This window comes from Sorangium sp. So ce124, from assembly GCF_051525235.1.
Lineage (GTDB): Bacteria > Myxococcota_A > Polyangia > Polyangiales > Polyangiaceae > Sorangium > Sorangium atrum.
Genome location: NZ_CP150312.1, coordinates 7,258,097 through 7,276,828 on the forward strand (window position 1 = coordinate 7,258,097; position 18,732 = coordinate 7,276,828).

The 18,732-nt window shown below is 68.5% G+C and carries 17 protein-coding genes; 5 read left to right on the forward strand and 12 right to left on the reverse strand.

Annotated elements, in window-relative coordinates; translation table 11 throughout:
• Window position 1 precedes the first annotated feature (1 nt).
• Window positions 2–1,642: a SulP family inorganic anion transporter gene (locus WMF19_RS27185; RefSeq protein ID WP_437893020.1), complete on the reverse strand. Its 1,641-nt coding sequence runs from the start codon at window positions 1,640–1,642 to the stop codon at window positions 2–4.
• A 287-nt stretch (window positions 1,643–1,929) separates the two neighbouring features.
• Between WMF19_RS27185 and WMF19_RS27190 the strand changes: the two genes are divergently transcribed.
• On the forward strand, window positions 1,930–2,517 hold the full coding sequence (locus WMF19_RS27190; protein WP_437893021.1) for an RNA polymerase sigma factor: 588 nt from the start codon (window positions 1,930–1,932) through the stop codon (window positions 2,515–2,517).
• Window positions 2,514–3,116 (forward strand): hypothetical protein, encoded by a 603-nt coding sequence (locus WMF19_RS27195; protein ID WP_437893022.1) that lies wholly within the window; start codon window positions 2,514–2,516, stop codon window positions 3,114–3,116. Before WMF19_RS27190 ends, WMF19_RS27195 begins: the two co-directional genes overlap by 4 nt.
• A gap of 115 nt (window positions 3,117–3,231) precedes the next feature.
• Here the strand turns inward: WMF19_RS27195 and WMF19_RS27200 are convergent, their stop codons facing one another.
• Window positions 3,232–4,419, reverse strand: coding sequence for a sigma-54 interaction domain-containing protein (locus WMF19_RS27200; RefSeq protein WP_437893023.1), 1,188 nt, complete (start codon window positions 4,417–4,419; stop codon window positions 3,232–3,234).
• Window positions 4,420–4,599: 180 nt separating this feature from the next.
• Here WMF19_RS27200 and WMF19_RS27205 point away from each other — a divergent pair, with 180 nt between their 5' ends.
• Together WMF19_RS27205 and WMF19_RS27210 are read left to right on the forward strand one after the other, a co-directional pair.
• The gene (locus WMF19_RS27205) at window positions 4,600–4,872 is read left to right on the forward strand and encodes a sigma factor-like helix-turn-helix DNA-binding protein (RefSeq protein WP_437893024.1); all 273 of its coding nucleotides are present in this window, start codon (window positions 4,600–4,602) and stop codon (window positions 4,870–4,872) included.
• Entirely contained in the window at window positions 4,869–5,480 is a 612-nt protein-coding gene (locus tag WMF19_RS27210) for a hypothetical protein (protein ID WP_437893025.1), read from the forward strand. The genes WMF19_RS27205 and WMF19_RS27210 overlap by 4 nt, the downstream gene beginning before the upstream one ends.
• A 93-nt stretch (window positions 5,481–5,573) precedes the next feature.
• Here WMF19_RS27210 and WMF19_RS27215 read toward each other — a convergent pair whose 3' ends face one another.
• The 8 genes from WMF19_RS27215 to mazG all read right to left on the reverse strand — a co-directional run bounded on the left by WMF19_RS27215 (window position 5,574) and on the right by mazG (window position 14,404).
• Window positions 5,574–6,320 carry a 4Fe-4S binding protein gene (locus WMF19_RS27215; RefSeq protein ID WP_437893026.1) on the reverse strand — a complete coding sequence of 249 codons (747 nt, stop codon included), beginning with the start codon at window positions 6,318–6,320 and terminating at the stop codon, window positions 5,574–5,576.
• A gap of 2 nt (window positions 6,321–6,322) precedes the next feature.
• On the reverse strand, window positions 6,323–7,795 hold the full coding sequence (locus tag WMF19_RS27220) for a hydrogenase (RefSeq protein WP_437893027.1): 1,473 nt from the start codon (window positions 7,793–7,795) through the stop codon (window positions 6,323–6,325).
• Window positions 7,792–9,225, reverse strand: coding sequence for a proton-conducting transporter transmembrane domain-containing protein (locus WMF19_RS27225; RefSeq protein ID WP_437893028.1), 1,434 nt, complete (start codon window positions 9,223–9,225; stop codon window positions 7,792–7,794). Before WMF19_RS27225 ends, WMF19_RS27220 begins: the two co-directional genes overlap by 4 nt.
• The gene (locus tag WMF19_RS27230; RefSeq protein ID WP_437893029.1) at window positions 9,222–9,842 is read right to left on the reverse strand and encodes a hypothetical protein; all 621 of its coding nucleotides are present in this window, start codon (window positions 9,840–9,842) and stop codon (window positions 9,222–9,224) included. Before WMF19_RS27230 ends, WMF19_RS27225 begins: the two co-directional genes overlap by 4 nt.
• A gap of 8 nt (window positions 9,843–9,850) precedes the next feature.
• Window positions 9,851–10,774 (reverse strand): respiratory chain complex I subunit 1 family protein, encoded by a 924-nt coding sequence (locus WMF19_RS27235; protein ID WP_437893030.1) that lies wholly within the window; start codon window positions 10,772–10,774, stop codon window positions 9,851–9,853.
• Window positions 10,771–12,747 (reverse strand): proton-conducting transporter transmembrane domain-containing protein, encoded by a 1,977-nt coding sequence (locus tag WMF19_RS27240; protein WP_437893031.1) that lies wholly within the window; start codon window positions 12,745–12,747, stop codon window positions 10,771–10,773. Before WMF19_RS27240 ends, WMF19_RS27235 begins: the two co-directional genes overlap by 4 nt.
• Window positions 12,748–12,826: 79 nt before the next feature.
• A complete protein-coding gene (locus WMF19_RS27245) occupies window positions 12,827–13,222 on the reverse strand; it encodes a hypothetical protein (RefSeq protein WP_437893032.1) in 396 nt (131 codons plus the stop codon).
• Window positions 13,223–13,549: 327 nt separating this feature from the next.
• Window positions 13,550–14,404 (reverse strand): nucleoside triphosphate pyrophosphohydrolase, encoded by an 855-nt coding sequence (mazG, locus tag WMF19_RS27250; RefSeq protein ID WP_272093701.1) that lies wholly within the window; start codon window positions 14,402–14,404, stop codon window positions 13,550–13,552.
• A 158-nt stretch (window positions 14,405–14,562) separates the two neighbouring features.
• On the opposite strand from mazG, the gene WMF19_RS27255 reads away from it, so the two are divergent.
• Complete coding sequence (locus WMF19_RS27255) at window positions 14,563–15,771, forward strand: hypothetical protein (RefSeq protein WP_437893033.1); 1,209 nt, start codon at window positions 14,563–14,565, stop codon at window positions 15,769–15,771.
• Window positions 15,772–15,845: 74 nt separating this feature from the next.
• Here the strand turns inward: WMF19_RS27255 and WMF19_RS27260 are convergent, their stop codons facing one another.
• Window positions 15,846–17,024: a cytochrome P450 gene (locus tag WMF19_RS27260; RefSeq protein WP_437893034.1), complete on the reverse strand. Its 1,179-nt coding sequence runs from the start codon at window positions 17,022–17,024 to the stop codon at window positions 15,846–15,848.
• Between the two features lie 308 nt (window positions 17,025–17,332).
• Window positions 17,333–18,631, reverse strand: a complete 1,299-nt coding sequence (locus WMF19_RS27265; RefSeq protein ID WP_437901682.1) for a flavin-dependent oxidoreductase — start codon at window positions 18,629–18,631, stop codon at window positions 17,333–17,335.
• Window positions 18,632–18,732 lie beyond the last annotated feature (101 nt).

Below are 18,732 nucleotides of genomic sequence, written 5' to 3' on the forward strand. Positions count from 1 at the left end.
TTCAACGCTCGGCGACGGGGCTGATGACGGGCCGCTTCCTCGCCGAGAGCGGGTGGGATGACATCTGGAAATGATCGCCGAGGCCGGCGAGGGTCAAGGTCCGCCCATTTCGTTCCATCACGCCCTGGAGCTCATGCAGATTGGACATGACCGTGTGATCGACCAGGCGGGCATCCGCGAAGTTGATCTCGATGTTCGCAACCTGCGCGTGGTTCTCGATCTTCCGCTGGATGCTGAGGTAATTGCTGAAGATGGCGGCGTGCTTGACGCGCAGCACGACCCGCCCCTCCTCGACGCGCTCGTCCACATCGGGGCGGAAGACGACGCGCAGCGGCGCGCCGTTCGTGAGGTGAATGAGCAGCTTCACGGCGATGCCGGCCGCGACGCCGACGAGCAGATCGGAGACGATGCACATGACAGCCGTGGTCGCGAAGATGACGAGCTGCTCCCTGCCGATGCGGAGCGTCTTCGCGAACTCCTTGGGCGACGCGAGGCGGGTGCCCGTGAAGGTGAGCATGGCGGCGAGCGCGGCGAGGGGGATCCGGTGGATGAGGCCCGGCGCGAAGGCCACGAAGAGGAGGAGGAAGGTCCCGTGAAAGAAGTTGGACAACCGGCTCTTCGCGCCGTAGCCGATGTTCGCGGAGCTGCGAACGATCTCGGAGATCATCGGCAGCCCGCCGAGCAGGCCCGCGATGAGGTTGCCCACGCCCGTGGCAAGCAGATCCTTGTCGAGGTTGGAGCGGCTCTTCGCGGGATCGAGCGAGTCGACGGCCTTCGCGGAGAGGAGCGACTCGATGCTGCCCACCAGCGAGAACATGACGATATATTTGACGGACGCGGGCGTGCCGACGTGGCTGAAGTCCGGGAAGACGATCGCCTGGACGAGGTTGCCCGGCAGGTTGACGAGGAAGCTCGGCCCGATCGCGTACGTCGCCTGGGTCGCCGCGAGCGTGTACGTGTGCTCGTGCTCGAGATCGAAGACATAAGCGAGCGGCACGGACAGCGCGAGCACCAGCATCGGCGCGGGGATCTTCTGCATCCAGCTAGCTCTCTTGGCGAGCAGTGGATAGCCGAAGAGGAGGATCATCGAGAGGATGCCGATCGAGGCGATCTCGGGGTTCAGGCGCGACAGGCTGCGCGGGATCTCGAGGATCAGGTGGAGCGGATCTTTCGCCGAAGGCGTGACGCCGACGAGCGTGTGGACCTGCTTCGAGCAGATGATGATCCCGATGGCCGCCAGCATGCCGTGGACCACCGAGGAGGGGAAAAAGTCGCCGAGCGTGCCCGCGCGCGCCAGGGCGAAGGCGATCTGCGTCACCGCGGCGATGGCGATGCAGGCGAGCGCGCGGCGGTAGCCCACGGCGTTGTCCCCACCGCCGAGCTCCTGGACGGCGCCGAGCGCAATGACGATGAGGCCCGCGGCGGGCCCCTTGATGGTCAGCGGCGCGCTGCCGAGCCAGGTGGCGACCATGCCACCGACGACGGCGGTGAGCACGCCCGCGATGGGGGGGAACCCGCTCGCCATGGCGATGCCCAGGCAGAGCGGTAGGGCGATCAAGAAAACGAGGAACCCTGAAACCAGGTCGTTCCTCCATGTGGACGCCGCGGACGTCGACGTCCTAGAAATCTTCGGATTGGACATGCGGTGCTCGCCTTGGAGTTGGGGCACCATGTGGGCCCGCTGTTCGTTAGAACACGGCCCAGGACGGGACCACTCAGCCCGAGGTTCCCGATCGAGGTGACAATTTCGTGCGGCGCCCAGGAACCTCGGCGCGGCTCCGTTCCGTCCCAGGGCGGCCGATGCACATTTCCCCCTCCTTAGGGGCGCCGCTGCTCGCCCCCCCGTGGCGCGAGCAGCGGGCGCTACCCTTCCGTCCATTCCACGCTAGAGTTCCGGCCTTCGACGCTCTAGATGCTCGAACGGCCCTCATGACCGAATCGCGACCCTCCCTCGGCGAATCGCGTGCGGCGTTCGAGTCGGCGGTGCGCCCGGTGCTCCCCCGGCTCTATCGATTCTGCGCCTCGCTCTGCGGCGCGCGAGACCAGGCGGACGATCTTTTCCAGAACGCGTTGCTCAAGGCATACCTGCACGCGGCGTCCTTCGAAGGGCGCTCGGACCTCGGCGTCTGGCTGTGCGGGATCGCTCGGCACGAGTACCTGGAGGCCTACCGGACCGAGGCGCGGCGCCGCGGCCTGCTCGATCGGCTCGTCGAGGTGTGCAGCGAGGCGCTCGGCATCCTGCCTCGCGCCGAGGTCTCGAGCCCGGAGGCGGCCGCGATCTTGAACGAGGACACCGGAGTGCTCCTTGCGTGCCTCCAGGAGCTGCCGGAGGAGTTTCGCACCGTGGTGGTGCTATGCGACATCGAAGAAGTGGGTTACGATAACGTGGCCGAGATCCTCGGGATCCCCAAGGGGACGGTGAAGAGCCGCCACGCTCGCGGGCGCGCGCGGCTGCGCGACGCCTATGAGCGCCTGGCGGCGCCGCGCGTCGTCGCGGCGCGGGAGGGTTCGACATGAGCGGGCACGACCGCGAACTGCCTCCGATTCCGCAGGATCTCGAGGCGAGCATGCGGGCGCTGCGCTCGATGACCCCCCCCGATGCGCTCGTCGAGCGCGCGCTGAGCAAGCTCCCCGAGCGGCCGAAGCGCCCGGCGGCGGCAGAAGGGTCGCAGCGGTCGAGCAGCCTCTGGGGGTGGAAGGCCTTCCTCGCGGCCCCGGCGCTCGCGGCGTTGGCGAGCGCCGCCTTCGTGGCGGGCGACATGGGCGCGATATCCCCGGCGTTCGAGCGCTCCGAGGAGCTTGCCATCGCCTTGCCTGAAGAAGGGGACGCGTGGATGTACCTCGATCTGTGGACCCACCGCCACGCGGACGAGCCGGCGGTGGTCCAGCTCGAGGTGCCCGAGCACGTGCGCGTGAGGTTGCCTGACGGCGAAGGAGGATCGCTGGAGCAGCACTGCCAGCAGGAGCGCTGCTCGCACAGGCTGACGCGCTACCGCGGCGACGCGCCGCTCAGCGTGGCCGTCGCTCAGCCGGGCCGGTACGAGATCCACGTCCGCCACGAGTCGAACGAGGCGCGCGTGCGCGAGCGCTTCATTCTGATAGCGGCGCGCGATTGAGCCCAGGGGGCGTGAAGACGACCTCCTCTTCGAGGGGTACTCCTCGCGGGCGCTCGACCGCTTCCGGGTGAGCCTTCCAGGTTGGTAGGAAGCGCCTTGCGGAAGGCGCTCCGGTTCACTTCTTCGCCGCCGTCTGCTCTCCACGAACACGCCCACTTGGCACCCGCACGCGCCCCGCTGCGACGTAGCGTTGCACCGTCCTCAGGCTGATCCGAAGCCGCGCCGCCGCCTTGATCTTGTCGCCCCCGTCGCGCTCCAGCGCCGCCTCGACGATCTGCTGGATGAGCGACTCCAATCCGTCGTCGAGGTCGAGCACGAGCGAGGTGCTGGCGCGCGACACGCCCGCGGCGGCTTCTTCGGGCATGCCCTGCGAACGGACGCCCTCGGGCAGATCGGCCACGCGCACCTGCCGCCCATCCCGGAGCAAGCAGAGCGTCTCCACGACGTTCCGGAGCTCGCGCACGTTGCCAGGCCAGTCGTAACGGAGCAGCAGCGCCTTGGCCTGCCGGCTGAACCTCGGCGGGCGAACCCCGTGTCGCGCCGAGTGCTGCGCGGTGAACTGGTTCAGCAGGGGCGCGATGTCGGCGCGTCGCTCCCGCAAAGCGGGGACATTGAGCGTGATGCCCTGGATTCGATAGAACAGGTCGGCGCGAAAGCGACCCGCGCGCACCTCCTGATCGAGCGGTCGCAGCGTGGCAAACATCAACCGGACATCCGCCTCGATCTTGGTCGCGCCGCCGACGCGCATGTACCGGCGGTTCTCGAGGAATCGCAGGAGCTTCGCCTGCATCGGCATCGGCATCTCACCGATCTCATCGAGCAAGAGCGTGCCCCGCTCGGCCGCTTCGACTTTGCCCTTCGCTCGCTCGCTCGCCCCGGTGAACGCGCCGCGCTCGTGACCGAAGAGCTCGCTTTCGAAGAGCGCGTCGGGGATGGCCGCGCAATTGATGGGCACGAACGGCCCCCGCCGACGCTCCGAGAGCTCGTGCGCGCGCCTCGCCAGCACCTCCTTGCCAGAGCCGCTCTCGCCGATCAGCGTCAGGGTGACGTCCTTCGCCGCGACGGCGCGGAGGATCTGGTCCGCATTTTTCATGGCGTGAGAGCGCATGATCGGCTCGAACACGACGTCAGGTCGTCGTTTTCGCTCTCGCACGCGAGAAATAGTGAGCGATCTGGTCGCAACCTGCAAGCCCGACGACGAAATCGGCGCCAGCGATCCACGTCGCCCCTCGACTGGCGAAAGCCGTCGGCTGTTTGGCTTGGAAATGCCAAGAAAGCACGCCGCTTCGAGCGCTCCAGGCACGGCTCACGGCCAGGCCGTGTTCCGGCACGGATTCTGCTGTGGCGAAAGCCATGAACGAAGGTCCCACGACGAACCGCGCGCTGCGCGCCTGGGTCCAGGCGATCGCCGAACACACGCGACCCGCGCGCATCCGTTGGTGCGACGGCAGCGAGGAGGAGCGGACCCCCCCTCGAGCGCGACATGGCGCTCTCCGGTTCGTTCATCGAGCTGGATCCGCAGACCCACCCTCGTTCATTCCTGCATCGATGTCTCCAGGAGGTGCCGGAGGAGTTTCGCACCGTGGTGGTGCTCTGCGACATCGAGGAAGTGGGTTATAACAACGTGGCCGAGCTCCTCGGGATCCCCAGGAGGACGGTGAAGAGCCGCCATGCCCGCGGGCGCGCGCGGCTGCGCGATCCCTACGAGCGTCTGGCGGCGCCACGCGTCGTCGCGGCGCGTGAGGGTTCGACGTGAGCGGGCGCGACCACGATCTGCCTTCGATTCCGCAGGATCTCGAGGCGAGCGTGCGGGCGCTGCGCTCGATGAGCCCATCCGATGCGCTCGTCGAGCGCGCGCTGAGCAAGCTCCCCGAGCGGTCGGAGCGCCCGGCGGCGACAGGCGGCGCGCGGTCGCAGCGGGCGAGCTGCCCTTGGGGGTGGAGGGCCTTGCTTGCAGCCCCAGCGCTCGCGGCGTTGGCGATCGCCGTCGTCGTGGCGGGCGACAGGGGCGCGAGATCTCCGGCGATCGAGCGCCTGGAGGAGCGTGCCATCGCCTTGCCCGAGAAAGGGGACGCGTGGATGCACCTCGATCTGTGGACCGACCGCCACGCGGACGAGCCGGCGGTGGTTCACCTCGAGGTGCCCGAGCACGTGCGCGTGCGGCTACCTGACGGCGACGGTGGAGCGCTGGAGCAGCACTGCCAGCAGCAGCGCTGCTCGCACTGGCTGACGCGCTACCGTCGCGGCGACGCGCCGCTCAGCGTGGCCGTCGCCCAGCCGGGCCGCTATGAGATCCACGTTCGTCACGAGTCGAACGAGGCGCGCGTACGCGAGCGCTTCGTGCTGATCGCGGCACGCGAGTGAGCCTAGCGAAAGGCGCGCCTTGTGGCTACCGGTCCGGGTCTAGTGCCGGATGAGCTCTGATCACCACGATGACGCGTGATGCGCCGTCGCACATCACGCGATCCCGAGCAGATCGAGTATCGCGTTCACGAAGGTGAGCGGGTGCGGGGGACATCCAGGGACGTAGAGTGAAGGGCCGACGCTCTCCAGGAAGCCGCGGTCGACGCCCCCGGCGCCGTCGTAGAGCCCCCCGGAGATGGCGCAGGCCCCCACGGCAACGACGAACCGCGGCTCGGGCATCGCATCCCAGGCCAGTCGAACCGCCTCCTTCATGTTGCGCGTGAGCGGACCTGTCAGGACGAGCGCATCCGCGTGCCGCGGAGAAGCCACCCACTCGATCCCGAACCGCTGCACATCGAAGTTGACGTTGGTGACGGCGTTCAGCTCGAGCTCACAGGCGTTGCAGCCGCCGGCCGAGACCTGGCGCATCTTCAGAGACCGCCCGAACAACTTCGAGAACGCCGCGGAAGCGCGGACCCGCACGATCTCCTCGTCGCCCTCTCGAACCGTGAGGTCAAAGGGCTCGTTCCCGCCCATCCTGGGCTCCGGCCTGAACTCGATCTTCGTCTCGGGACAGACCTCCGCGCAAGCGTTGCAGAAGACGCAGCGGCCCAGATCGAGCGCCACCGGAGCCAGCCGGATGGCCTGGGTCGGACACGCGTCGCGGCACGCGCTGCAAGCGGCCGCGCAGGGGTCGCGGCGGATCGTCGGGCGACCGCGAAACCCGGTTGGCGCTGCCTTGCGGAGATCCGCGATGGCTTGCGTGCCCTGGGAGGCACGTACACGGAGCGACAAGAACATGCTCATAGATCGTTCCCGCAGTAGGAGAGGTCGAAGCTCTTGTTGCAGATCGGGAAGTCCGAGATCTCGTTGCCGCGCACCGCGAGGGCGAGCCCCATCCAGTTGCGGAGCGACGGGTCCTGGACTTTGTAATGGACCACCTCGCCGCGCTCGCCGGTCTCGATGCAGTGGACGACCTCTCCCCGAAAGCCCTCCACGAGCGAAATGGCGAGCTGGTTCGGCGCGAGCTCGCCGATCGACAGCGGCGGATGCTCCCAGTTCGGGTAGAGCGCGATAACGGTCGATATCCACGACAGGGACGCTTCGATCTCCGCGATGCGGATACGTGCGCGTGCCCAGCAGTCGCCGTCCGGCAAGACGGCGGGCTGGATGGGCACCACGCTGTACGCCCCGTGCTCCATGAGGTGGCGCGCGTCGAGCCCGATCCCCGAGGCGCGCGCGGCCAGTCCGACGAGCCCGAGCTCCCGCGCTTGCGCGGTCGTCAGCGTTCCCGTGGAACGCAGCCGGTGCTGAACCGTTCGTGCCATGAGAAAGCAATCGTTGATGATCGGCAGATCTGCTTCAAGCAGCTCGAGGTTCGCGCGAATGTCACGCAGCGTCTCCGGCGGCAGCCGCATCCGGACTCCACCGGGACGTAGCGCTCCTTTGCCGAAGCGGCTGCCACACAGCCGCATGATCGTGTTGATCGCCGTGGTTCGGAGCCGGCCGTAGGTCGTCGCTCCCTGCAGAAATCCGACATCCGCCGCCATCCCGGCGAGCCCCGAGAGGTGCATCGCGACCCGCTCGAGCTCGAGAGCGACCGCCCTGGCGAGCTCGATTTCGCCGTCCAGCTGGCATCCCGCGAGGCTCTCGAGGACGGAACAGTACGCCCATGCGTGAGCGACGCTGGTGTCTCCCGCGATGGTCTCGATGAGCGGGGTCAGGCTCCGCGGATCACGCTCGAGGAGCCGACGTTCGACGCCACGGTGCTGATAACCGAGATGGATCTCCAAGTGATGCACCTGCTCCCCGAGGCACATGAAACGAAAGGAGCCGGGCTCGATCACCCCGGCATGGATGGGGCCGACAGCGACCTCGTGCACCTCCTTCCCTTCAATCTTGTAGAATGGGTGCAAGCGCATCGCCGATTGTTCCTGCCCCTCGTAGCGGATCGGCTTGAGCCACGGATGTCCGGCGATTCGCACGCCGGTCTGCTCGTGGAGCTCGCGTTCGAAGCAGTGAAGCGCGGCATGCTCTGTCGTCATCTCGTGGTACCCGCGCTCCGCGGCCACCTCGGTCCTGGAGACGCGCAGGGAACGGTCCGACGCCTGAAGGACCGCCGTGATCGCCACGCGGTCGACGTCGCGCGTGCCATACAGCGTGACCACACGCATGTCCGCGCGGAGCTGCTTCAAGAGCTCGTCGCGCCACGGTCCCGGCTCGAGCCTCGGGATCGCGCCGACGGCGACCTGGTGGGCGGTCATCGATGCCTTCACGGCCCCTCCAAGCAACCAGCCACCTGGGCGAGCAGCGAGTTGATGGGCGGCGGGATGTAGACGCCCAGCACGACCAGCGCGACGAGGAACCCGAGCTTCGGCAGAGCGACCGGCAGCGTCTGCCGAGGCCAGCTGCGCTGCCTCGTGGGTTCACCCCAGATCATCGGAAATACCGCTCGTCCCGTCGCCACGAACGTCATCGTGATCAGCACGCAGAAGGCGGCGAAGACGAGCATCTGCCCTGAGCCGACGAGGGCAGACAGGATCAGGAGCTCTCCCAGAAAGCTGCCGAACGGCGGAAAGCCGAGCAGAGCGAAGGTGCCGACCATCAAGAACCCGCCGCTGTACGGGAGGTCCTCGATGAGGCCCGATATCGCGCGTGTGTCCTTGGTACGATAATGAGCCTTGATCGTGCCCGCCGTGAGGAAGAGGATCGCCTTGATGAAGGCGTTGCTCAGGACGTAGAGCAGGAGTCCGTAGGACGCCGACTTGCCGACGCCGAGGCCGATCGCGATCACGCCGGCATGGTTGATCGACGCATAAGCGATGAGGCGCTTCAGGTTGCGGGTCGCTATGATGCCGACCGTCGACACGACCACCGAGACGATGCCCATCGTGAGGAGCTCGCCTTCCAAGAGCGCCGCGTGGGTCGGTCGGACCACCTGAACGACGCGGAAGAGCGCGACGAGAACGCAGTTGAACTGGACGGCGCCGAGGAGCGCCGCGACGGCCGGCGGGGCCTCGTCGTAGGCCTCCGGGAGCCAGCTGTACATCGGCGCGAGGCCCAGCTTGGTGCCCAGCCCGAGGAGCGCCAGCGCGGCCCCGAGCTTCGTCCAGTGGTTCACAGGGATCGCGGAAGGCTCGAGGAGGCGATCGAGGAAGAACGTCGGAGCCTGGCCGCCGGCTTCGAGCCCGCGCCCCAGGCAGATGAAGCCGACGAGGAGCACGCCGAGCCCGACGGACGAGAAGAGCAAATAGCGCCATGACGCTCGATGAGACGCCGGTACGCCGGGCCGCGCGATGAGGGGCGCGGCCGCGAGGGTGGTCGCCTCGAGCGCGATCCAGAGCAACACCAGGTGATTCGCGATCAGCACCGTGTTGGCTGCAGCCAGGAACAACAGAGCCAGCCACACGAACCGCGCGATGTCCTGGCGGAGCGCCGGGGTCGTGTACACCCGATGCATCACGTACAAGGAGATGCCGAGGAAGATCGAGTCCACGACGGTCATGAAGAGCCGTGAAGTCGCGTCCACGCGAAAGAATCCGCCGAGAGAGCCCGCGACGTCGGGGGGCATCGCGGCGCCCATGATCGCGAGGGCCGTCGTTATCGCAGAGGCGCCGACAAGGACCAGCGTGGCTCGTTCGCGGGCGGCGCGCGCGATGAGCGCCACGGATGCCAGCGCTGGAAATAGGACGAGGGCGATGCTCATAACGTGGGCCCCTCCACGGCGCCCTCGGGCAGCGCGACGGTGCTCGCGCCGAGCATCTTGAGATACCAGCGATGGAGCGCGATCGTCACCGCGACGACGGCGACCTGACCGAGCTGAACGGCGAGCACGTCGTGCTCATGCGCGCCGCCGAGCTCGAACAGAGCGATCGCGTTCTCGACGCGAAGAACACCCACCATCTGGCTGAACGGACCGGATTGCGTCGACAGCACGAGGAAGCCGAGCAGCACCCCCGCTGCAGCCACCGCGACGAGCGTTCGCTGCTCTCCGTGCTCGGGGACGAGCGACTCGGAGAAGTTGAAGGCGAGGAGGACGATGCCGAGGGCGATCGTCCAGGAGAGGAGGTTCGGCGAGATGACGTCGTTGCGCCTGGGCGCGTTCTGGGACCGAAGCACGCGGTAGAGCGCGATCGGCGCGGCGAGCCCGCGCAGGAGGACCAGATCGCCCAGGGTGACCCAGTCACTCACGGCGTCGAGCTCCGGATTCAGTCGGTACGCCACCCAGGCCATCAAGAACCCTTGGCAGGACAGGCCGAGCAGGCTCGTCCGCCACGTCGCGACGAACAGGGGGATGAGCAGCACGCCGAGCAGCGTATTCAAGAGAGGGCTCATTCGGGGCCCCCCGCCCGCCACACGGTCGCGAGGAGCGCGACCGAGCCAGCGGCGAGCGCGATGACGATGTACTGAGGAACCGAGCGTAGCTTCAGCCGGGCTACCAGGGATTCGATCGTGCCGATCACGACGCCGGCCGCGAGGGTCAAGGCGAGGTTCGCGGCGGCGCAGGCCGCGCCGCCGGAGCCGGCCCACGGATTGAGGAGCGTCGCGACGATGGACGCGCCGACGAAGAGCTTGATCGCGGAGCCGAGGTGGATGCACGCGAGATCCGGGCCGCTGTGGTCGAGGATCATGACCTCATGCACCATCGTGAGCTCGAGGTGGGTCGTCGGGTCGTCGACGGGCATGCGCGCCGCCTCGACCTGAAGCACGATGAGCATCGCCACGACCGCGGCGCCCCAGACGAGCGCGGGCGCGCCGGCGTGGAGGTGCGGCGCCAGCGCCTCGTGCAGGGTGCGTCGGCCCCCGGCGAAGCTCAGCGCGCCGGTGACGAGGAACAGCGCCGGCTCGAGGAGCGACGAGAAGACGGCCTCCCGCGCTGCGCCCATCCCCTCGAAGGAGCTCCCCGTATCGAGCGCGGCGAGCATGATGGCGACGCGGCCCAGCCCCCACACGTACGCGAACCACACGAAATCGAGCTGAAACGACGCGAGGGGCGTCGAACCGAGGAGAGGCGTGATGAGGGCGGAGCCCACCGCGGTTGCGAGGAACACGTACGGCGCGACCCGGAACAGCGGTGTCGTCGTCGTGCTGTAGACAGACGATTTCCGAAAGAGTCGCCTCACGTCATGGGCGAGCTGAAGGACCGGCGGTCCCTTGCGCCCGGACCAGAGCGACTTCACGCGGTTGATCACGCCGGTGAGGACGAACGGCATGACGACGAGCACGGCGACGTTCGCGAGGCGGGTGAGCATCATCGGCCGACCCCTCCGACGACCATCGCTCCGATGAGGACGAGCGCCACGAGCCCTGCGGCGAACGCGAAGCGCGGCTGCTCCGGGATGCGGTCAAAGGCTTGAGCGATGAAGTTCTCTCCGTGCCCGAGCACCTCGAACATGCGTCGCTCGACGGCGTCGACATGGTGTGTCGACAGATGGCCGGGCTGCTGCGGGAACGGCCCCTCGGGCAGCCGCTCCCTTCGAAGCGACGGCAAGAAGGATGCGAAGACCCGCGTGAACTGCTCGGAGAACGAGCTCCCCGTGTACTGCATGCGAGAGGAGGTGGCGGTGGTTCCACACCCCCACGTGACGCTTCGCCGCGCCGCTAGCCCTCGACGCCAGCCGATCACGCCGGCGACGAGCAAAGCGCCGGCGAGCGCGCGGCTCGCCCATGCGAGCGGAGCGAGCAGGGCCGGCAGCGTGCTCGCGCTGGACTCGATGGGAAAAAGCCTCAGCGCGGCGCCTATCGCTGCGAGGCCCAGGTCTGGAGCCACGCCGATGGCGACCACGAGCGCGGCGTGGATCACCATGGGCCAGAGCATCGAACCCGGCGCGTCCTCGCCGACGTGGAGCCCTGGCTCCCGAGGCATGCCGAGGAATGTGAGCCCGAAGGCCCTCGTCATCGACAGCGCGCTCACCGCGCCGACGAACGCCAGGGCTGCCGCCGCTGCGATGGTCACCACGCTGCCTTGACTGGAAGGCGCGCGCCCTGCGAGGAGCCCGGCGTAGATCAGGAACTCGCTGACGAAGCCGTTGAGCGGCGGGAGCGCGGAGATGGCCAGGGATCCGATGAGGAAGAGGATGGATGTCCGCGGGAGACGCCTCGCGAGCCCGCCGAGCCGCTCGAGATCGACGGTGTGCGCAGCGCGGTAGATCGCTCCGGCGGCGTAGAACAGAAGGCACTTGAACAGCGCGTGATTCAGGACGTGCAGGAGGCCGCCGCCGAAGCCGCACACGGTCAGCGCAGGGACTCCCCAGGCCCATCCCAGGTATCCCACCCCGAAGCCCATCGCTGCGATGCCGACGTTCTCTGTCGACGAGTACCCGAGCAGGCGCTTCAGATCGCGTTCGGCGGACGTGGAGAGGACGCCGAAGAACGCGGAGAGCGCGCCGAAGCCGAGCACGCTCCATCCCATCCACTCGTCGGGTCGTCCCATGAGCAGCGTGAAGCGGAGAAAGGCAAAGAGACCGGCCTTGTGAATCACGCCGGACATGAGCGCCGAGATGTGCGCCGGCGCCGCGGAGTGGGCTCGGGGAAGCCACGTATGAAACGGGAAAAACGCGGATTTCAGCGCGAACGACGCCCCGAGGAGCAGGAAGAGCGTCCCCCGCGCCGGCCCCTGGCTCGACAGGAATTTGCCGAACACGGCGAAGTCCATGGAGTCGGTCTTGCTGTGGAGCAGCATGAACGCAGCGACGAGGACGAAGAGCCCGACATGGGTTGAAATGAGATAGTTGAAGCCGGCAAAGCGGATCTTCTGGTTGCGGTAGTCCCAGATGACGAGCAGCCACGCTGCGAGGGCGGCGATCTCCCATCCCAGCAAGAACACGAGGGCGTTCTGCACCGAGTAGATCAGCACGAAGGACAGGGCGACCGTGTTCAAGAGAGCGAAGTGCGAGCCGCCGTTCCTCCCTCGATCGAAGTAGGGGCGGAGGTATCCGACGGCGTAGATCGTGCCGAGCAGCGTCATCGGGAGGGACCACGCGAGGAAGAACGCTCCGAGCGCGTCGACGCGAAACGCCATGCTGTCGATGGGCGTCGGCCAGGGCCACACGATCTCCAGAGCCTCTCCGCCTCGAAGGACGGGGGCGACCCTCGCGAGCACGAGCGCTGCGGCGATCGCTTGCGAGGCGATCGCCGCAGCGCTTCGCGCGCCGTTCGAGCGCAGGACCAGCGAGAGCGCCGCCCCGACGAGGAGCACGGGCACGCTGAGAAGCAGGGATCCCGTCACCTTGCTGTCCTCCCGCGACGTCCGATGGCGCGTCGCGCTGCGCCAGGAGGAGATGAATGCCGGCGAGTCGTTGAAGCGGTCATGTGGACCTCGGATGAGCGTGGGCGCGAAGAGCGTCGAGGATGTTCCAGCCAAACGCCGGCTTCGGCAGCACCATGGGTGGCAAGGAGTGGCCGTCCGGCCCCAGCGCGGAGCGAAAGGACTGTGGTGTGCCCGTCACGAGGAGGACGAGGAGCTTCGGTCGCGCGCTCCGCAGCGACGTGATGAACGTCACGATGTCGCCGGGATCGAAGTCGTCGGGAAACAGGACCAGAGCGGTGGTCGCGGGCACCATCCTGTCCGCGTCGTTCAATGTCCTCGTGCCGTTCGACGCAATCCCGGCCTGGCTGAAGTAGGCATGAAGCGCGTCGATCGTCTCGGGATTGTCCGCGACGACGGCGACGTGGAGCGACCCGGCGGAGGGGCGGTTTGCCATGGCTGCCCGGGCGTGTAGCAAGCCGGGGGCCGCCTCGTGAAAGGCGCAAAAACCTCGAGTACGCGCCTGATGGGACGGGAGCGCCGACGACCCTTTCGGAGGGCAGCGCCACAAAACGACAGATTGACGCAGGAAACAGCGACATCTGCCGTGACTTTCGTCATGGGCAGGTCGCCTTTTGATGCGATGGCGGCTACTTGACGCTCCGAAGGCCAGCCAGCGGAGGAATCGTCACGCCGAGCTCGACGCCGTCGGAGCGCGCCGCTCGCCCGGGGTTGGCCGCTTGCTGAGGGCGTCCGATCCGGGGGTCCCTGCTTCGCGCCGCGGTCAGGTCCGCCGCTCGCCGCGCTTGGCCTCGTCCCAGTAGCCGTCGAGCTCCTCCAGCGTGAGGGTGTCGCGCGACGCCTTGACGGGCCAGCCCCCGTGCCGCTCGACGACCCGCCGCTCGACATGCTCGAAGCGCCGGGTGAACTTGTCGATCGTCCGGCGCAGCGCCCCCTCCGCGTCGACGCCGGCGTGGCGCGCCAGGTTTCCGAGCGCGAAGAGCACGTCGCCGAGCTCCTCCTCGATCGCGGCGGGATCGCCGCTATCGAGGGCCCGATCGAGCTCTCCGATCTCCTCGTCCACCTTCGCGCGCGAACCCCGCGCGTCCGGCCAATCGAAGCCCACGCGCGCGACCTTCTCGCCTACCCGCTGCGCCCGGGTCAGCGCCGGCAGGCTGCGGGGAACGCCGCCGAGCACGCCGCGGTCCTTGCCCTGGCTCGCCCGCTCGGCCGCCTTGATGCGCTCCCAGTTCTGGAGCACCTCGTCGGCGTTCTCGGCGCTCTCGTCCGCGAACACGTGCGGGTGGCGCCGCACGAGCTTCTCGCAGATCGCTGCGATCACGTCGTCCGGCCCGAACGCCCCCTCGGCCCGGGCGAGCTCGGCCTGGAAGACGACCTGGAGCAAGAGATCGCCGAGCTCGGCGCACAGCTCCTTGCGGTCGCCGCCGTCGATGGCGTCGATGACCTCGCACGCCTCCTCGAGCACGTAGCGCCGGAGCGTCGCGAAGCTCTGCTCGCGATCCCAAGGACATCCGTCGGGCGCGAGGAGCCGCTGCATCAGCTCGACCATGCGCGGAAACGTACGACCGGCCTGCTCGGGGAGCGGCGGAGCCTCCACGGGCTCGAAGGAACGAGGCATGCCGTGCTACTAGCGCAAACCACCCCCGCTCCGGAAGCATGAGCATGAGGAAGAGGAGCTGATGCAGGGCGCGCTATCGCAGAGCGTCATCCTGGCTTCCAAGGCCGTAGCATGAGAAAAATACGGAGGGCATCGAGGCTCCGACGACGAGGATGACCATGAGGAGCGCAGGCTATGTGGTGCTGTTCGCGATCGCCGGCTGCTCGCAGGGGGTGTGTCGGAGCATCGGGAGCGCGCCGGGCGCGGCGCCGAGCCCGGGAGCAGCTGCCGAGGACCCCGTGACCGCGGTCCTGGACAACAGCGGCGAGCAGGAGGCCCTGGACGAGGAGATCGCCCCGCTGCGCAAGGGCGGGCGCAACCTCGTCGCGGAGCCGCCGGACGGCGCGGAGGAGGTGACATACGCCGCGTGGATCGCGGCGGTAGGGCTCGCCGCGCAGAACAGGCGGCCGCCTCCGGCTGCTCCACCGGGGTTCGCGCTGCGGGCCGTCCCCGGGCGCGACCTCTGGGTGCTCTCCGAGGACGGCACGCGCCGCCGCGGGGCAGCCGCCGTCGTGCTGCGCGTAGGACCGGCCCTGCCGCTGATCGTCGAGGCGCCGCACACGTTCTTCGATCGGGGGACGCTGCCCGTCGCGCTGGCCATCTTCGAGGCGCAACGGGCGCGCGCGCTGATCGTGAATACGTCGCACCGGTACGGCGGGCGTCCCAACCCACGCAACGCCAGCGTGGACGATGAGGGCGCAGACGGCGGGCGCGCAGACCTGGGTACCGCTGTCGGGGGCGGGCGCAGCCCGGGTCACACCGCGGAGGATGACGAGAGCTTGGAAGGCGCAGGTGGCAAGGACGGCGGTGACGGCAAACCCACGCAGGACGGCTCCCAGGGCATTGGCGGCAGCGCTCGTGGAGAGGACCGTGCTTCCCGAGAGCGGCTGATTGCGTCGCTCGCCTTCGCAGACGTCGCCCACGCCGAGCGCTCGTTCTTCCTTTCGGTGCACAGGGCGCTGCTCCAGACCTTCCCCGGCACGCCCACGGTGCAGCTGCACGGCTTTCAAGACCGCTCGGCTCCGAACGCCGCCGTCATCGCCAGCGCGGTGGGGCATGGCGCCGCGCTGGAGCGGCTGCTCACGCCTCTACGGGCGATCGTCAACGAGGGAAAGGTCCTCGCCTACCCCACGGAGATCGACAGGCTGGGCGGTGCCACGAACGTGCAAGCACGCTGGTCGCGCCAGATGGGCGCGCCGTTCTACCATGTTGAGCTGTCCCGAACGCTGCGCGACAAGCTGGTCGTGGACACAGATCTCCGGCGCCGCTTCGCGGCGGCCTTCGCGGGGCTCACCGTCGGAACAGGTCAGACACGCGACCCGGGTTGATCGCATCCGCACCGCTGTGGCTGGCTCGGGTCGCGAGGTCGGGTCGCGCGCCGCGCCGCGCGGGGTCGCGAAAACTACACGAGCAACGCCGGAATCTGGTCGGGTCCGAACGCGGCCGCGCCGCGCGGCGCCGTCGAGAACGTCGGCCGCAGGGTCGGATCGGCCCGGAGCGCCGGAAACCGCTCGAGCAGGAGCGACACGCCGATCCTCGCCTCCATCCGCGCGAGCGGCGCCCCGACACAGTAGTGCAGACCGCCGCCGAAGTTCAGCATTCCCACGGGTCGTCGATGGATGTCGAAGATCTCCGGGCGGGGGTAGATCTCCTCGTCGTAATGGCGAGCCATCAGCGACAGGTAGAGGATCGTCCCCGCAGCCAGCGTTTCGCCGCCGATCGTCGCCTCACGCTCGACGAACCGCACGATGCCCGCCACGCTGCTGCACCAGCGGGTCGACTCCTCGATGGCCTGCGGCAGGAGCGAAGGTTGCTGACGCAGCTGGTTCATCGCGTCGGGGTGGGCGAGCAGCGCCACGAGCAGGTTGGCCAGCATCCAGCTGGTCGTCTCGTAGCTGGCGAGGATCAACGTGAGCACGACCCCCTCGCACGCCTCCACACCGCCCAGCCCCTCCGCGACGATCGCCCGCGCGATCTCGCCGAGCAGCGTATCGCTCGGGTGCGCCACCTCGCGCTCAGCGATCTCCCGGAGCTGCGCCTCCATCGCGGCGTGAGCGCTCCGCCCCTCGGCCATGACGACGGGATCCTGCGGCATCACGACGCTGCGGATCATCTTGCGGATCAGCACGTCGTTCTCGGCGATCCGCTCCTCCGGGAGCCCGAAGAGGGCGCTCGTCACGCCCATGGGCATCGACATCGCAAAATCATCAAAGAGATCCGCCTGCTCCTTCCGCGCGAGCCGCTCCACGACCCTGCGCGCCACCGGGGTCACGATCGCCTCCTCGTAGCGGGAGATCACGCGTGGGGAGAGGATCGCGTTGAAGAGCCGCCGCATGCGCGTGTGCGACTCACCGCCGAGCGTCACGAGCGTCCCTTTCATGATCCCGTTGTCGTAGGCCCGGGTGCTGAATGTCTCGCTGTCGCGCAGCACCGCGGTCACGTCGGCGCCGCGGAGTACGACTGGCACGCCGAGTCCCTCGTCGAAATAGACGGAGTGCTCCCTCGCCGCAGCGGCGAGGTGGATCGCGAACGCCGAAGGGTCTTTCGAGGTGAAAGAAAATAGATTCTTACGAGGCAGCATACATAAAAATTAGTATTCCATATCGAAACGCGAATCAAGCCGCTTTGCCGTGACCTCGACTGGGACGTAGGTGGGGAAGAGCCGGTATTGCGGACGCTCCTCCCACGTTGGCTTCGAGCGCGGGCACTGTGGGTGAGGCCCCCGGACGAGCCGAGATCCGTCCATGGTGATTCGTCGAATCCCTGGCGACGTCGAAAAGCTGCTCGACTCGGGAGCTCTGCTCGACCCGGGATGAAGGCGGCGAGTGTCGCGGACCGGATGCGCCGTTCCCCGATGGCGGCAGCGAAGCCCGCCGTTCGTCGCGCCGATCACCGAGAGGATGGATGGATTCCATCGCCTGCTTCGAGAGAGCGCGCGCTCCACGACGGCCGGGCGTTGAGCTCCTCGACGTCGGTTCCAATCATCTTCGTGTAGCTGCGGCCCATCTCCTCCAGCTCTTCACCGCTCAGCACGTCCTCGATCCGGGCGAAGCCCGCCGGCGCTCGCTGCTCCACCATCGAGAGGACCCGGTCGGCGCCCATCGCACGGTTCGCGAGGACGAGGGAGCTCGTCGGCGGACGGCGCGCGGCTTCATAGGCGGCGAGCGCCTCTTCGGGGGCGCTCGTCTGGGCGAGGTGCCAGGCCAGCACGCGAGCGTCGAGGATCGCCTGGGAGGCGCCGTTGGAACCGACAGGGTACATGGGGTGTGCCGCGTCGCCGAGCAGGGTGACCCGGCCAGCGCCCCACGACGGCAGCGGATCGCGATCGATCATGGGATACTCGAAGATGACGGGCGCCGCGGCGATGAGCGCCGGAATGTCGAGCCAGGAGAAGCGCCACGCCGCGAAGTGGGGCAGCACGTCCTCCACGCGTCCTTGCCGGTCCCAGCTCCCCGGCGCGACCGCCGCCCCCTCGTGCAGCCGCACCTCCGCCACCCAGTTGATCGCGGCCCGCCCGCGGAGCTCCGCGCGGCGGGAGATCGGGTAAGCGACGAACTTGGCGGCCACGTTGCTGCCGGCCATGATCATGGTGCGCCCCGAGAGGAAGGGCTCGCCCTCGGTCACGCCACGCCACATGTGAATCCCGTTCCACCGGGGCGGCCCCTCCGCCGGGTGGAGCTGCGCGCGAACCACGGAGTGGATGCCGTCGGCCCCGACGAGCACGTCCGCAGGGACAACGTCGCGCTCACCGGTCCGCCGATCCCGCACCGTGACCTGCACCTCGGATGGCGTCTGCTCGAACCCCTCCACCGCCGACCCGACGCGCACGCTGGAGGCCCCCAGGCGCCGCTGCACCGCCGCGAGCAGCATCAACTGGAGCTCACCGCGGTGGATCGACACCTGTGGCCAGCGATACCCGGCGGAGATCCCCCGCGGCTGGCCCCAGATCCGGCCCCCGAACCGATCGTGGTGCACGACCTCGGCGGTCGGGATCCCTGTCGCCAGCAGCGCATCAGCGAGGCCAAGCTCCGTCAGCTCTCGCACGGCGTGAGGGAGGAGGTTGATGCCGACACCGAGCGGCCTGATCTCTCGCGCGGCCTCCACGACGCACGCATCGATGCCGGCCGCGTGCAGGCTCAGGGCCGCCGTCAGCCCGCCGATGCCGCCGCCCGCGATCAACACCCGCATCGCGCGACGCTCGCACGGCGCGCCGGACGCGGCAACGGCGCGCATGGCGCCCGCCACCGCGGCGCCGAACCCGGGTAAGATCCTCGAAAGAGGGACATACC